The sequence below is a fragment of the Streptomyces sp. DT2A-34 genome (assembly GCF_030499515.1).
In the GTDB taxonomy this organism is placed as follows: Bacteria; Actinomycetota; Actinomycetes; order Streptomycetales; family Streptomycetaceae; genus Streptomyces.
In genome coordinates, this window is sequence record NZ_JASTWJ010000001.1 from 7,225,725 (window position 1) to 7,239,659 (window position 13,935).

At 72.0% G+C, this 13,935-nt stretch carries 15 protein-coding genes; 9 read left to right on the forward strand and 6 right to left on the reverse strand.

From position 1 onward, the window contains the following. Positions 1–62: 62 nt before the first annotated feature. The 3 genes from QQM39_RS32465 to QQM39_RS32475 are packed head-to-tail and all read left to right on the forward strand — an operon-like array spanning position 63 to position 2,948. Positions 63–1,523 carry an MFS transporter gene (locus QQM39_RS32465; protein ID WP_302001103.1) on the forward strand — a complete coding sequence of 487 codons (1,461 nt, stop codon included), beginning with the start codon at positions 63–65 and terminating at the stop codon, positions 1,521–1,523. Between the two features lie 52 nt (positions 1,524–1,575). Then, a complete protein-coding gene (locus QQM39_RS32470; RefSeq protein WP_302001104.1) occupies positions 1,576–2,118 on the forward strand; it encodes a SigE family RNA polymerase sigma factor in 543 nt (180 codons plus the stop codon). Continuing rightward, positions 2,115–2,948: a hypothetical protein gene (locus QQM39_RS32475; RefSeq protein ID WP_302001105.1), complete on the forward strand. Its 834-nt coding sequence runs from the start codon at positions 2,115–2,117 to the stop codon at positions 2,946–2,948. The genes QQM39_RS32470 and QQM39_RS32475 overlap by 4 nt, the downstream gene beginning before the upstream one ends. A gap of 37 nt (positions 2,949–2,985) precedes the next feature. Here QQM39_RS32475 and QQM39_RS32480 read toward each other — a convergent pair whose 3' ends face one another. Next, a complete protein-coding gene (locus QQM39_RS32480) occupies positions 2,986–3,627 on the reverse strand; it encodes a response regulator transcription factor (protein WP_302001106.1) in 642 nt (213 codons plus the stop codon). Positions 3,628–3,732: 105 nt separating this feature from the next. Continuing rightward, entirely contained in the window at positions 3,733–3,939 is a 207-nt protein-coding gene (locus tag QQM39_RS32485; protein WP_302001107.1) for a hypothetical protein, read from the reverse strand. A 637-nt stretch (positions 3,940–4,576) separates the two neighbouring features. On the opposite strand from QQM39_RS32485, the gene QQM39_RS32490 reads away from it, so the two are divergent. The 3 genes from QQM39_RS32490 to QQM39_RS32500 all read left to right on the forward strand — a co-directional run bounded on the left by QQM39_RS32490 (position 4,577) and on the right by QQM39_RS32500 (position 7,631). Beyond that, positions 4,577–5,437, forward strand: a complete 861-nt coding sequence (locus tag QQM39_RS32490; protein WP_302001108.1) for a MaoC/PaaZ C-terminal domain-containing protein — start codon at positions 4,577–4,579, stop codon at positions 5,435–5,437. Between the two features lie 144 nt (positions 5,438–5,581). After that, positions 5,582–6,667 carry a Zn-dependent alcohol dehydrogenase gene (locus QQM39_RS32495; RefSeq protein WP_302001109.1) on the forward strand — a complete coding sequence of 362 codons (1,086 nt, stop codon included), beginning with the start codon at positions 5,582–5,584 and terminating at the stop codon, positions 6,665–6,667. A gap of 25 nt (positions 6,668–6,692) precedes the next feature. Further along, positions 6,693–7,631: a 3-oxoacyl-ACP reductase gene (locus QQM39_RS32500; RefSeq protein ID WP_302001110.1), complete on the forward strand. Its 939-nt coding sequence runs from the start codon at positions 6,693–6,695 to the stop codon at positions 7,629–7,631. An 83-nt stretch (positions 7,632–7,714) separates the two neighbouring features. Here QQM39_RS32500 and QQM39_RS32505 read toward each other — a convergent pair whose 3' ends face one another. Continuing rightward, positions 7,715–7,879 (reverse strand): hypothetical protein, encoded by a 165-nt coding sequence (locus QQM39_RS32505; RefSeq protein WP_302001111.1) that lies wholly within the window; start codon positions 7,877–7,879, stop codon positions 7,715–7,717. Positions 7,880–7,974: 95 nt separating this feature from the next. Next, positions 7,975–9,174 carry a hypothetical protein gene (locus QQM39_RS32510; protein ID WP_302001112.1) on the reverse strand — a complete coding sequence of 400 codons (1,200 nt, stop codon included), beginning with the start codon at positions 9,172–9,174 and terminating at the stop codon, positions 7,975–7,977. 245 nt (positions 9,175–9,419) lie between these two features. Between QQM39_RS32510 and QQM39_RS32515 the strand changes: the two genes are divergently transcribed. From QQM39_RS32515 to QQM39_RS32525, 3 genes are all read left to right on the forward strand, one after another. Beyond that, complete coding sequence (locus tag QQM39_RS32515) at positions 9,420–10,325, forward strand: Nif3-like dinuclear metal center hexameric protein (protein ID WP_302001113.1); 906 nt, start codon at positions 9,420–9,422, stop codon at positions 10,323–10,325. After that, positions 10,322–11,065, forward strand: coding sequence for a zinc ribbon domain-containing protein (locus QQM39_RS32520; protein WP_302003806.1), 744 nt, complete (start codon positions 10,322–10,324; stop codon positions 11,063–11,065). Before QQM39_RS32515 ends, QQM39_RS32520 begins: the two co-directional genes overlap by 4 nt. Positions 11,066–11,141: 76 nt before the next feature. Continuing rightward, a complete protein-coding gene (locus QQM39_RS32525; RefSeq protein ID WP_302001114.1) occupies positions 11,142–12,416 on the forward strand; it encodes a bifunctional RNase H/acid phosphatase in 1,275 nt (424 codons plus the stop codon). Here QQM39_RS32525 and eda read toward each other — a convergent pair. Continuing rightward, positions 12,399–13,067 (reverse strand): bifunctional 4-hydroxy-2-oxoglutarate aldolase/2-dehydro-3-deoxy-phosphogluconate aldolase, encoded by a 669-nt coding sequence (eda, locus tag QQM39_RS32530; RefSeq protein ID WP_302001115.1) that lies wholly within the window; start codon positions 13,065–13,067, stop codon positions 12,399–12,401. The genes QQM39_RS32525 and eda overlap by 18 nt on opposite strands. A gap of 74 nt (positions 13,068–13,141) precedes the next feature. After that, positions 13,142–13,924 (reverse strand): peroxide stress protein YaaA, encoded by a 783-nt coding sequence (gene yaaA / locus QQM39_RS32535; RefSeq protein ID WP_302001116.1) that lies wholly within the window; start codon positions 13,922–13,924, stop codon positions 13,142–13,144. Positions 13,925–13,935 lie beyond the last annotated feature (11 nt).

Genomic DNA, 13,935 nt, shown 5'->3' on the forward strand with positions numbered 1-13,935 from the left:
CGGAATGGTCCTAGACCGAATTCCCGATGCCAGGAGCGTCGGTCGTTGAGAGCATGACACCCATGCTCGAAGCCGCCGACGTCTCCCGCGCCTCCCGCCGCACCGTACCGCCCACCTGGCTGGTGCTGACTCTCGCCTGCGCCGGGCAGTTCCTGGTCGTGCTCGACGTGTCCGTCGTGAACGTGGCGCTGCCGTCGATGCGGGCCGATCTGGGGCTGAGCGCGCAAGGCCTGCAATGGGTGGTGAACGCGTACGCGATCGCCTTCGCGGGGTTCATGCTGCTCGGCGGGCGGGCAGGCGATCTGTACGGCCGTAAGCGGATGTTCCTCGTCGGGCTCGGTCTGTTCACCCTGGCCTCGCTGGCCGGCGGGCTGGCCCAGCAGGACTGGCAGCTGTTGGTCGCGCGGGCCGTGCAGGGGCTGGGCGCGGCGGTGCTGGCGCCCTCGACGCTCACGATCCTGACGGCGGCGGTCCCGGAGGGGGCGGCGCGGGCGCGGGCGATCGGAACGTGGACCGCCGTCGGCGCGGGCGGTGGCGCGGCGGGCGGGCTCGTCGGCGGGGTGCTGGTGGATGTGCTGTCGTGGCGCTGGGTGCTGCTGATCAACGTGCCGGTGGGCGCGGTGGTGCTGGCCGGTGCCGTGTGGTGGCTCGCGGAGGGCCGGGCCGGGGACGGGCGGCGGCTGGATCTGCCTGGGGCGGTGCTGGTGACGGCCGGGCTGGCGACGCTGGCGTACGGCATTTCGCAGACGGAGGCCTCGGGCTGGTCGGCGGCCGCCACGGTCGTACCCCTGCTCGCGGGCCCGGCCCTGCTCGGTGTCTTCCTCGTCGTGGAGTCGCGTACGGCGGCTCCGCTGATGCCGCTCGGGCTGTTCCGGGTGCGGGCGGTGTCGTCGGCGAACGTGGCGATGTTCCTGTGCGGGTCGGCGATGTTCTGCATGTGGTTCTTCATGACGCTGTACGCGCAGAACGTCCTCGGCTACACCCCGCTGGAGGCCGGCCTGGCGCTGGTGCCGAGCTCGCTGGCCGTGCTCGTCGGCTCCAAGCTCGCGCCGCGGCTCATGCCGGTGCTGGGCGCGCGCAACGTGGCGGTGCTGGGCACGGTCGTCGCGGCTGTCGGCTTCGGCTGGCAGTCGACCATGGACGTGCAGGGCGCGTACGTCATCTCGATCATGGTGCCGGGGATCCTGATGATGCTGGGCGCGGGTCTGGGGGCGACCCCCCTCGCGGCGCTGGCCACGGCGGGGGCACAGCCGGGTGAGGCCGGGCTGGTGTCGGGGCTGGTCAACACCTCGCGCACGATGGGGGGTTCGCTGGGGCTCGCGGTCATGTCGACGCTGGCGGCGGCGCGTTCGGGGCTTGCGGGAGATTCAGCGCATTCAGTGCATTCGCATTCGGCGGGGAGCGGGGTGCCGCAGGCGCTGACGGACGGGTACGCGTTGGTGTTTCGTACGTCGGCGGTGGTGCTCGTGGCGGGGGCGCTGCTGATGCTGCTGTGGCTGCCGAGAAAAAGATCCGCGTCCTGAGGCAACGGTCCGGGAGGCTCATGGACTCCTTTGAATATCTAGGGAGGTGCCCATGGGGGATCGCAAGGCGGCTCGGGACTCGGAGTTCCAGAGCTTTGTCATCGGCCGCTGGCCGCGGCTGATGCGGACGGCATTTCTCCTCACGGGGGAGCAGCACGCCGCGGAGGATCTGGTTCAGTCGACGCTGGAGCGGGTCTACGTGGCCTGGCGCAGTGTCGGCTCGGCCGACGACCCGGAGGCGTATGTACGGCGCGTGATGATCAACGCGCACGCACGCAAACACCGCAGAAGGCTCAGGGAGTTCCTCGCGCCGAAGGACGACTCCGGCCTGGTGCGCGAGGTGGCGGACACCGGTGACCGCATCGCCCAGGCCGATGACCGCAGTGCCCTGCTGTCGGCGCTCGCCCAACTGCCGCCACGGCAGCGGGAGGCGGTGGTCCTGCGGTACTGGGAGGACCTGACCGAGACGCAGACGGCGGAGGCGATGGGCTGCTCCGTCGGCGCGGTGAAGAGCAACGCGGCCAAGGGGATCGCGAAACTCCGCGCCATACCGGGACTGGCCGAGATGGTGACGCAGGGAGGGCGTAAGCGATGAGCGCGGACCGGGAGACGAACCACGGCATGACCAGTCACGACATGACCCACACGGACATCGCCCTCATGCTGGCCGACGCCGCGGACGAGGTGGAAATCGGCATAGCCCCCTACCAGGCGGTGATCCGGGGCGGCCGCCGCCGCAGGGCCCGCCGCTGGGCGGTGGCGACGGCCACGGCGCTGGTGCTGGTCGGATCGACGGGGACGCTGGCCCTGGCGGGACTGCCGGGCGGGGACGGGAGCAGGGGCTCCCACGTGGCGACGCAGCCACCGTCGGCGGAGGACCGGCATGTGTATGTGCCGCAGCGATCCACGATCGCGACCGGCAATGACCACGGCAAGGAGTGGTGGGTCACGATCGATGTGTGGGGTGCGCCGAGGGACGCGGCGGAGGCACAGGCCCAGTGGGCGGCGATGGCCACCTACGGCGGCCGGCCGGTGGACAAGCCCTCCGAACTGATCGGCAAGAAGGCGTTCTTCGTGGCCCGGACCTACGGCGCCGGCGCCGAGCCGCAGATCACCATGCTGGACGTGTTCACCAAGGAGGACAGCAGCATGTCCGGCAGGGACATCGAGACCGCCGCACTCCCGCTGGACCCGGACTCCGAAGGCCCCAACCGCCTGGTGATCGGCCAGGTCGGCAAGACCGCCCGGACCGTTACCTGCACCTGGCAGGACGGCACGATGACCGACGTACGCAGGGTGCCGGCGGGTTACGACATCAACACCGACGACCAGGTGATCCGCCCGGTGGACGGCTCCCCGGTGAACTGGTTCGTGTGCCTGGCGCCGGATGACACGGTGGCCAAGGCGGCGTATGTGTCGGAGTAGGGAGAGGGAGCGGAGAGGCCCGCATGGGCGGCGGGGGCTACAGCCACCCCTGCCGACGTGCCTCCCGCAGCGCCTCCGTCCGGTCGCGGGTGCCCGTCTTGCCGATCGCGGAGGAGAAGTGGTCGCGGACCGTCGACTCGGAGAGGTGGAGCTTGCCGGCGATGTCGGCGACCGTCGCGCCGTCCGCCGAGGCGTCGAGGACCTCGCACTCGCGGGCGGTGAGCGGGTTGGGGCCGGTGCTGAGGGCAGCCGCCGAGAGGGCCGGGTCGATCACCGTCTCGCCGGTCAGGACGCGGCGGATGGCGACCGTCAGTTCCTCCACCGGGCCGTCCTTCACCAGGAAACCGGCGGCTCCCGCCTCCATGGCCCGGCGCAGATGTCCGGGGCGGCCGTACGTCGTCAGGATCAGTACGCGGCAGTCGGGGACCTGGTCGCGCAGCTCGGCCGCGGCGTCCAGCCTGCTGAGGACCGGGAGTTCGAGGTCGAGGAGGGCGACGTCCGGGCGGTAGGCGAGGGCGGTGTCCACGAGGGCGTCCCCGGCCGACACCTGCGCCACGACCTCGATGTCCGGCTCCATCCCGAGTAGTAAGGCGAGCGCCCCGCGTGCCATGCCCTGGTCCTCGGCGAGCAGGACCCTGATGGACTTGGCGGGCCGGTGGTCCCGGGGCGTCTCGTTCACAGGTCCAGCGTATGGGGAACGGGCCTGGTGAGAGCGGGGTGGCGCCACCCCGGCCGGAACCGGTTGCCGGGGGAACCGGTTATCGAGGGGCGCCACCCGTCACGATCACGTCAGACCGACGGCGTTCGTGATGAGCAGACTCACGGTCACGGAGGAGACGAAGCCGCCCCCTCCCCCGATGAGCGCTGTGGGGAGTCCGGCGCCTCCTGCGCTCATGAGGATTCCGACGACGATGCCCGCGATGATCGACAACAGGGCAACGATGACAACGACGAAGACCCGGTGATTGCACACCGGCGACGGAGCAGACAAGGACGATCCTTCCGAGTTCTGTCAGAACATCGGCATCCGGATCCCGTGGGAGAAAGTGCACACGCCACCCGGACGGCCCATGTCCATGCACTGAGGCCGTAACCGCGGAAAGCCGCTCAGGGAGCGGGCCCCGGATAACCACGCGGCGGAACCGGCGTGGCCCAAGTGGTTCATGTGCATCCCCCTGCGCGTCGTCCTGGCTCATCGGAGTCCGTTGGCGCGGAGTCCGATGACTCGGAACCCGTTGACTGGGCCCGGGCCAGTCTACCGCCGGGGCATACAACGAGGCGTGATCGCAAGGGAGTTGATGACCGGATAGCGGCGATCGGTGGTTTGGCCGACCGCCATGAACGGCAGGCGAATCCGTGAAGGGGCCGGTGAGGCAACCCATGAAGGAATCCGTGAATGTGGCTCGAAGTCGCCACTGGGCTCACAGCCTCCGGCGGCGAGGGGGCTGGATCGAGAGGCGCGATCTGATGAATCGTCAGGAGCCTTCACAAGTGCGGGGCGCTCGGCTATACAGGGGGCGCCGGACTGGAACGCGTTCTAGAACGGCCCGTGACGACCTCGGTGCGGCCGACGGTGCGGACGGCCGTACCGAGGTCTCCGATCCCAAGAGCGAGCCTTCAGGAGCCCCATGCCCATCGACGCGGCCAAGGCCGTCGCAGCAGAGCCCCGGACGGGCGAGATCACCTGGACCTCCAAGGACGTGCAGCTCTACCACCTCGGTATCGGAGCGGGCACCCCGGCGACCGACCCCGACGAGCTGCGCTACACCCTGGAGTCCCGGCTGCACGTCCTGCCGAGCTTCGCCACCGTCGCGGGCTCCGGCTCGCCCGGCGTGATCAACGGCCTGTCCATGCCCGGCATCGAGGTCGACCTCGCCCGCGTCCTGCACGGCGGGCAGACGCTGACGATCCACCGGCCCATCCCGGCCGAGGGCACCGCGACCGCCACCGGCCGCATCGCCGCCGTCTACGACAAGGGCAAGGCGGCCGTGCTCGTGATGCGCACCGACGTCGCGGACGCCGACGGCCCGCTGTGGACCAACGACGCCCAGATCTTCGTCCGCGGAGAGGGCGGTTGGGGCGGTGACCGGGGACCGTCCGCCCGTCTCGAACCCCCCGTCGGCGAGCCCACCCGGACCGTCGAGCGGCCCGTCCGTGAGGACCAGGCCCTGCTGTACCGCCTGTCCGGCGACTGGAACCCGCTGCACGCCGACCCGGAGTTCGCCAAGGTCGCCGGTTTCGAGCGGCCCATCCTGCACGGGCTGTGCACCTACGGCATGACCCTCAAGGCGGTCGTCGACACGCTGCTCGGCGGGGACGTGACCCGGGTGCGCTCGTACACCACCCGGTTCGCCGGGGTCGTGTACCCGGGGGAGACCCTGCGCATCCGCATGTGGCGGCAGGAGGGCGACGCCGTCCGGGTGGCCGTGAGCGCGGTCGAGCGGGACGACGCGCCCGTCCTCGCCGACACCGTCGTCGAGCACGCCTGATGCCGGACGCACCTGACGTCGAGCACGCCTGACGTCGAACACGCCGGATCGGACGCACCTGACGTCGAACCCACCGGACGTCGGACGTATCTGACGTCGTCGAACACACCTGAGTCCAGAACGCCGTACGAGGGGAGCCGCACCATGCGAGCAGCCGTACTGCACGAGATCGGTCAGGACAAGCTCGAGGTCCTCGACGACGTCGAGGCGGTGGGCTTCGGGCCCGGCAAGGTGAGGGTCCGGGTGCGGGCGACCGGGCTGTGCCACTCGGACCTGTCCGCGATGGCGGGGGTGCTTCCGCAGCCGGGGCCGTTCGTGCCCGGTCACGAGGGCGCGGGCGAGATCGTCGAAGTCGGGGAGGGCGTGAGCCGCCTGAAGCCCGGCGACCGGGTCGTCGTCTGCTGGCTGCCCGCCTGCGGCGCCTGTCCCGCCTGCAAGCGCGGCCAGACCGAGCTGTGCCTGGCCGGGTTCATGAACGCCGGCGCCCCCAACTTCAAGCGCCCCGGCGGCACTCCGTCGGACGTCTTCGGCTTCGCCGGTACCGGTACCTTCGCCGAGGAGGTCGTCGTCGACGCCGGATGCGCGGTGCCGATCCCCGACGACGTGCCCTTCGACATCGCCGCCCTCATCGGCTGCGGGGTGACCACGGGGCTCGGCGCCGCACTCAACACCGCGGACGTGGAGGCCGGTTCGTCGGTCGCCGTCATCGGCTGCGGCGGCGTCGGGATCTCCGCGATCCAGGGCGCCCGGCTCAAGGGGGCCGCCGAGATCGTCGCCGTCGACCCGGTCGCCTCGCGCCGGGAGTCCGCGCTCAGGTTCGGGGCCACCAGGGCCGTTTCGCCGGACGAGCTGGCCGACGCCAAGCAGCAGGTCACCGCCGGCGAGGGCTTCGACTACGTCTTCGAGGTCGTCGGCAAGTCCGCCACCGCCCGCACGGCCTACGAGACCACCCGGCGCGGCGGCACACTCGTGGTCGTGGGCGCCGGAGCGATGGACGACTTCCTCCAGCTCAACATGTTCGAGCTGTTCTTCGACGAGAAGCGGATCCTGCCGTCCATGTACGGCGGCGGAGACGTCCTGCGCTCCTACGAGCGGACGATCGCGCTCTGGCGCGCGGGCCGCATCGACCTCGCCGGCCTGATCACCCACCGCGTGCCGCTGGCCGACGTCAACGAGGCCCTGGACCAGATGCGGACGGGCACGGCGCTGCGTACGTGCATCGAGATCTGAACCCACCGCCTGCGAAGGGACGTCGATGTCATTGCCACTCCAGGGACTGTCCGCCATCGTCACCGGCGCCGGCCGCGGTCTGGGCCGGGCCGAGGCGCTCGAACTCGCCCGGCTCGGCGCGGCCGTCGTCGTCAACGACTACGGGCAGCCGGGCCGGGACGGCTCGGGCGAGGCCTCCACCGGGCCCGCCGAGGAGGTCGCCGCCGAGATACGGAAGGCGGGCGGCAGGGCGCTCGCCCACACCGGGGACGTCGCCGACTTCCAACAGGCCGGTCAGCTGGTCGAGTTGGCGATCGCCGAGTTCGGCAAGCTGGACATCCTGGTCAACAACGCGGGCATCCTGCGCGACCGCATGGTCTTCTCCATGGCGGAGGAGGAGTGGGACTCGGTGATCCGGGTCCACCTCAAGGGCCACTTCAACACCATCCGCTTCGCCGCCGCGCACTGGCGCGAGCGGTCCAAGGCGGCGGGAGGGCCGGTCTACGGGCGAGTCGTGAACACCTCGTCGGAGGCGTTCCTCGCGGGTTCCGCGGGACAGCCCAACTACGCGGCGGCCAAGGGCGGAATCGTCGGGCTCACCACCTCCACGGCCCTCGCGCTCGCCAAGTACGGCGTGACGGCGAACGCCATCTGCCCACGCGCCCGGACCCGTATGACCGAGGACGTCTTCGCGGGCCTCGACCAGCCGGACCACGGCCTGGACCCGCTCGCTCCCGAGCATGTCGCCCCACTCGTCGGCTACTTGGCCTCGCCCGCCGCCGCCCGGATCAACGGCCAGCTGCTCGTCGTGCACGGCGGCATGGTCGCGATCGTCGAACGGCCGCGGGTCGCCGCGAAGTTCGACAGCAAGCAGGAGGCCTTCACGTACGACGAGCTGGACGCCGTACTCGGTCCGCACTACGCGGACCGGCCGCAGGGGGAGACCTTCGGTGCGGTGGAGGCGCTGGGCCTGAAGAGGACGTAGAGACGGGAACGGGACGGGGACGAAACGGGAACGGCCCCGTCCCGCAGGGGGACAGGGCCGTATGCCGTTGCCGGCGCGCGGCGTCAGGCCGCCGTCTCGGTCTCCTCGACCGGCTTGCGGTGACGGCCGCGGGGAGCCGCCTCGCTGTCGTGGGCCGAGACGGGACCCCGGTGCCTGCCGTGGCCGGAGGCCTTGTGAACGTCGTGAACGTCGGCCGGCCCCGGCTGGGTCGTGCTGGCGTTACTCATCGGAAAACTCACCCCGTCAACATGATCTTTCTTACAGCCGGGCGAGTTTAACCAGACGACCACGGGCCGAATCCAGGCGGCCACGCCAACCGCCACTACTTCGTTACAAGACCACCCAACGGCGCTTGCTGCAACGGCACGGGGCGCGTCGCCGCGGGGACCGAGGGGGCCTCCGTGGGTGCCGCGTCATGCCGTTGGCCCTCCGCGGCGCCGTCGTGGCTTGTCGCGCCCGCGCGGCGGCAGCCGCAATTCGAATCCGGCCCCGCGCCCCTTTGGGGCGCCTCCCACCGCGCTACTCCACAGGGCACCGCCCTCGTCGTGTACGGCAGTTGCAGCACCCCGTCCCGCGACCACAGCCCGGCCCCCGCCAACCACCCCTCGGGCGCCGGAAGATGACGTACCCGGCGCTCGGCCGGCCGCCACACACCCACCCAGCTCCCGACCGGCCCGTCGATGCGCAGCGCCACCCCGCAGCTCTCCGGCGTCAGCACCTGCCCCGGCTGGATCGCGAACGGCGTCACCGCGCAGTCGGGCACCCGCAGGCACTCCGGGAAGCGCACCGGCAGGGTGCTGCCCAGCACCCCCCAGCCCAACCGTTCCCGCCCCGGCGAGGGCGCGTCCGAGCGGATCAGCAGCAGCCCGCTGTCCGGGTCGGCGAGCAGCAGCCGGTCGTCGCTGTCGTCCGCGATCTGCAGCAGCGGCGACACCTCGCCGCCCCGCTCCAGATCGACCACGACGGCCTTCGTGCGGCCCCCGGACCCCCGGTCGAGCGCCAGCATCCGCCCGCCCCGGTCCAGCCACACCCCGCCCGAGCAGCGCCCCGGGACCTCCGCGACCTGCTCCGGCCCGAAGGCGCCCCCCGCCACCAGCCACACCGCGCTGGAGCGCCGGCCCGCCGCGAGGGCGTACGCCTTGTCGCCGCCCGGCGCCGGGGGCAGCATCCGCAGCCGGGTCCCCTCGTCCGGGCACTGGACCGCGCCCAGCGGCAGCTCACCGGTGCCGGGCCCGGTCGGGTAGAGCAGCGAGAAGATGTGCCGTCCGTCGGTGGGGCGGCGGATGAGGACCCGGCCGTCGCCCATGGGCTGCACCTCGGTGCCGGGCTCCTCCGGCTGGTGGGCGGGCAGCGGCACGGCGTAGGGCTCGGGGCCGTCCAGGGTCCAGCGCTCCGGGAACCAGCAGTCGCCGTCCAGCGCGAGACGGGCGGCGTAGGAACCGTCCGCCGTGATGGTGCATACCGCCCGAGGCACATCGTCGTCCTCATGCTCCGCCGCGGGCTCGATTGCACAGGCCGTCATGGTCCGGTCACCTCCAGTGACGAAGCTAGTTTTCGCACGCACAGGCGTGGGATCGGCGGGGTCCCCCTTTCACACAAAGGGGTGGCCGAGGAACGATTCGCCTGAGGAAACGGGGGGATTGTGCTGAGCCGGGCCGGTCGCGGCCACGGGGTGGCCAGTAGCCGGCCACGGACGCGATCCGCGCAGGACGCGAGCGGCTCCGGCACCGGTACAGCCGTACGGACCAGCCAGGTAGCCTTGCCCTCGTGCCCCGTCTGTCTGAAGTCATCGCCGCGCTGGAGAACCTGTGGCCCGCCGAGCGGGCCGAGTCCTGGGACGCGGTCGGCACCGTCGTGGGCGACCCCGACCAGGAGGTCTCCCGGGTCCTGTTCGCCGTCGACCCGGTCCAGGAGATCGTGGACGAGGCGGTGAAACTGGGCGCCGACCTGCTGGTCACCCACCACCCGCTCTACCTGCGCGGGACGACGACGGTCGCCGCCTCCACCTTCAAGGGCCGGGTCGTCCACACCCTGATCAAGAACGACATCGCGCTGCACGTCGCGCACACCAACGCGGACACGGCCGACCCGGGAGTCAGTGACGCGCTGGCCGGTGCGCTCGATCTGCGGGTCGTGCGACCGCTGGTGCCGGACCCGACCGACCCGGACGGCCGCCGCGGCCTGGGCCGCGTCTGCGAGCTCGACCACCCGGTCACCGTCCGCGAACTCGCCGCCCGCGCCGCCGAACGGCTGCCCGCCACCGCACAGGGCATCCGCGTGGCCGGCGACCCCGAGGCGACGGTCCGCACCATCGCCGTCAGCGGCGGCTCCGGCGACAGCCTCTTCGACCAGGTGCGCGCCGCCGGCGTCGACGCCTTCCTCACCGCGGACCTCCGCCACCACCCGGCGTCCGAGGCCGTCGCCCACAGTCCTCTCGCGCTGCTCGACGCGGCGCACTGGGCCACCGAATGGCCCTGGTGCGAGCTGGCCGCCGCCCAGCTCGACGAGATCTCCGACCGCAACGGATGGGACCTGCGCGTCCACGTCTCGAAGACGGTCACCGACCCCTGGACCGCCCACGCGGCATCCACCGCCCACCCGTCGCCCGCCACCACCCTTCCAACGAGCGCTTCGCGCGCCCCCTCCCACTCGACATCTGGAGCCCCCAACTGAACGCCGAGCCCGCCGACCAGATCCGCCTCCTCGACGTCCAGGCCCTCGACGTCCGTCTCCAGCAGCTCGCGCACAAGCGGAAGTCGCTGCCGGAGCACGCCGAGATCGAGACGCTGAGCAAGGACCACACGCAGCTGCGTGACCTGCTCGTGGCCGCGCAGACCGAGGAGAGCGACTGCGCCCGCGAGCAGACCAAGGCCGAGCAGGACGTGGACCAGGTGCGCCAGCGCGCCGCCCGCGACCAGCAGCGCCTGGACTCCGGCGCCATCACCTCCCCGAAGGACCTGGAGAACCTCCAGCACGAGATCGCCTCCCTCGCCAAGCGCCAGGGCGACCTGGAGGACATCGTCCTGGAGGTCATGGAGCGCCGTGAGTCCGCGCAGGAGCGGGTCGCCGAGCTGACCGAGCGCGTCGGCTCCGTCCAGTCGAAGATCGACGACGCGACCGCCCGCCGGGACGCGGCGTTCAAGGAGATCGACGGCGAGGTGGCGACGGTGACGAAGGAGCGCGAGGTCATCGCGGCCGCCGTCCCGGCCGACCTCCTCAAGCTCTACGACAAGCTGCGCCAGCAGCAGGGCGGCGTCGGCGCGGCCAGGCTGTACCAGCGCACCTGCCAGGGCTGCCGTCAGGAGCTCGCCATCACCGAGCTGAGCGAGATCCGCGCGGCGGCGCCGAACACGGTGGTGCGGTGCGAGAACTGCCGCCGGATTCTGGTGCGCACCTCCGAGTCCGGCCTGTAGGTCGGCAAGGGGCTTTCGGCAAGGGGCTTTCGGTACGGGGCTTTCGGTGCGGGGTTTTCGGTAAGGGGCTTGGGTCGTGCGGGAGTTCATCGTCGAGGCCGACGGCGGTTCACGGGGCAACCCGGGGCCGGCGGGCTACGGTGCCGTGGTCGTCGACGCGGCCACGGGTCAGACGCTGGCCGAGGCGGCCGAGTACATCGGCATCGCCACGAACAACGTCGCCGAGTACCGGGGCCTGCTCGCCGGCCTGCGCGCCGCACGTGAGCTGGATCCGACGGCCACGGTCCACGTCCGGATGGACTCCAAGCTGGTCATCGAGCAGATGTCGGGTCGCTGGAAGATCAAGCACCCCGACATGAAGCCGCTGGCGTTCGAGGCGGCGCGGATCCTGCCGGCGACGCAGGTGACGTACGAGTGGATCCCCCGGGAGCAGAACAAGCACGCCGACCGGCTGGCCAACGAGGCGATGGACGCCGGAAAGCGGGGGGAACAGTGGTCGGCGGCGGCTTCCACGGCGGAGCTGGAGGCGGCCGACGCGAGGACTGCGCCGGCCGCCGTGACGGACGCGGCCGCGGCGGCCGCGGTGACCGAGGAGATCGCCGTGACCGCGGCGGAGCCCGAGCCGTCCGGCCCGCCGACAGACGCCGCCGCGAAGGCAGCGGCCGATGTCAGGGCCGCGCGCACCGTGGCCACGCCCTCGTCCGGCTGGGCTCCCGCCGACATGGGGGCGCCGGCCACCTTCGTGCTGCTGCGGCACGGGGAGACGCCGCTCACCCCCCAGAAGCGGTTCTCCGGCAGTGGCGGTACCGATCCGTCCCTCTCCGACATCGGCCGGGAGCAGGCCGAGCGCGTGGGCGCCGCCCTCGCCCGGCGCGGCACCATCCAGGCCATCGTGGCGTCGCCGCTCGCCCGTACCCGGGAGACCGCCGGCATCGTCGCCGCCCGCCTCGGCCTCGACGTGACCGTCGACGACGGGCTGCGCGAGACCGACTTCGGCGCCTGGGAGGGGCTCACCTTCGGCGAGGTCCGCGAGCGCTACCCGGACGACCTCACCGCCTGGCTGGCCGACCCGGAGGCCCGCCCCACCGGCGACGGCGAGAGCTTCGCGGCGACCGCGACCCGCATCGCCGCCACCCGCGACAAGCTGATCGCGGCGTACACGGGCCGCACGGTCCTCCTCGTCTCGCACGTCACCCCGATCAAGACGTTCGTACGCCTTGCCCTGGGCGCCCCACCCGAGTCCCTGTTCCGCATGGAACTCTCGGCGGCCTCCCTCTCGGCGGTGGCGTACTACGCCGACGGCAACGCGAGCGTACGGCTCTTCAACGACACGTCACACCTGCGCGCCTGAACCCCTGAGCCCCGCTGCCTCCCGCGCCAGCGCCTCGACCCGCCCCCAGTCGCGCGCGGCCACCGCGTCCGCCGGAAGCATCCAACTCCCGCCGACGCAGCCGACGTTGGGCAGGGCGAGGTAGTCGGGAGCCGTCGCGGGTCCGATCCCTCCGGTCGGACAGAACCGCGCCTGCGGCAACGGTCCCGCCAGCGACCTCAGATATGCCGTACCGCCCGCCGCCCGCCGCCCGCCGCCCGCCGCCTGCGCCGGGAAGAACTTCATCTCCCGCACCCCGCGCTCAAGGAGTGCCACGACCTCGGACGTGGTGGACACCCCGGGCAGGAACGGCACCCCGGACGCCCGCATCGCCCCCAGCAGTACGTCCGTCCAGCCGGGACTCACGAGAAACCGCGCCCCGGCCGCCACGCTCTCCGTCACCTGCGCCGGCGTGATCACGGTCCCCGCTCCGACCACTGCCTCCGGCACGGCACCCGCGATCTCCCGGATCGCGTCCAGCGCCGCCGGCGTCCGCAGCGTCACCTCGATCGCGGGGAGCCCGCCGGTGACGAGTGCCCGCGCCAGCGGTACGGCATCGGAGGCGTCCTCGATGACGACGACGGGAACCACGGGGGCGAGATCCAGCACGGAGACGGGCAGGGGAGAGGCCATGGCCTCATCCTGCCGCGCGGTGAACAGCATGTGCAAAGGTCGTTGCGCATGCTGCAATGGGTAGACGGTCGGGCTCAGTGGACGTCCGTCACCAGCACATCCAGCGTCCACGTCTTCCCGGCCTTGGCCGGCGCCTCCACCTCCACCTCGTACCCGAGGTCCCGCAGCGCCTCGACCAGCTCGGCCGGCCCACCGGGAGCCGCCCCCGCCGTCAGCAGACTCCGTACGATCCGCCCCTTCGTCGCCTTGTTGAAGTGGCTGACGACCTTCCGGGTCGGCGCGTGCAGCACCCGTACCGTCGCCGTCCGCCCGGCCACCTCGCCCTTCGGCCGCCACGCCGCCGCGTACGCCGACGACCGCAGATCCAGCACCAGCCCGTCCCCGGCCGCCTCGGGCAGCACGTCCGCCATCGGCGCCCGCCAGTACGCGCCGAGCGCACCGAGGGCGGGCAGCTTCACGCCCATCGAGCAGCGGTAGGAGGGGATGCGGTCGTTGACGTGCACCGCACCCCAGAGCCCCGAGAAGACGAGCAGCGACCGGGCCGCCCGCTTCTTCGCCGCCGCGTCCAGCGACGCCAGGTCGAGGGCGTCGTACAGCACGCCGGTGTAGATCTCCCCGGCCGGCCGCGCTCCCGCCGTCCGCAGCCCGGCGTTCTTGGCGACCTCGCCGCGCAGCCCCTCACTCAGCCCGAGTACGTCCCGCGCCTTGTCCTCGTCGCCGCCGCACAGCTCGACCAGCTCACTCAGCACGGCCTCCCGGGCCTCGCTCAGCCCGGGCAGGGACAACGACTCCAGCTTCAGCGGCGCACCCCGACCGGACGAGGCCTTGCCTTCGGAAGGCGGCAGCAGGACAAGCACACGTACTCCTT

What these genes read in the sequence shown, in the direction of transcription:
- eda (WP_302001115.1), bottom strand. Translation starts at nt 13,067, where the DNA reads ATGGCCTCTCCCCTGCCCGTCTCCGTGCTGGATCTCGCCCCCGTGGTT.
- QQM39_RS32465 (WP_302001103.1), top strand. Translation starts at nt 63, where the DNA reads ATGCTCGAAGCCGCCGACGTCTCCCGCGCCTCCCGCCGCACCGTACCG.
- QQM39_RS32490 (WP_302001108.1), top strand. Translation starts at nt 4,577, where the DNA reads ATGCCCATCGACGCGGCCAAGGCCGTCGCAGCAGAGCCCCGGACGGGC.
- QQM39_RS32475 (WP_302001105.1), top strand. Translation starts at nt 2,115, where the DNA reads ATGAGCGCGGACCGGGAGACGAACCACGGCATGACCAGTCACGACATG.
- QQM39_RS32495 (WP_302001109.1), top strand. Translation starts at nt 5,582, where the DNA reads ATGCGAGCAGCCGTACTGCACGAGATCGGTCAGGACAAGCTCGAGGTC.
- QQM39_RS32505 (WP_302001111.1), bottom strand. Translation starts at nt 7,879, where the DNA reads ATGAGTAACGCCAGCACGACCCAGCCGGGGCCGGCCGACGTTCACGAC.
- QQM39_RS32470 (WP_302001104.1), top strand. Translation starts at nt 1,576, where the DNA reads ATGGGGGATCGCAAGGCGGCTCGGGACTCGGAGTTCCAGAGCTTTGTC.
- QQM39_RS32510 (WP_302001112.1), bottom strand. Translation starts at nt 9,174, where the DNA reads ATGACGGCCTGTGCAATCGAGCCCGCGGCGGAGCATGAGGACGACGAT.
- QQM39_RS32500 (WP_302001110.1), top strand. Translation starts at nt 6,693, where the DNA reads ATGTCATTGCCACTCCAGGGACTGTCCGCCATCGTCACCGGCGCCGGC.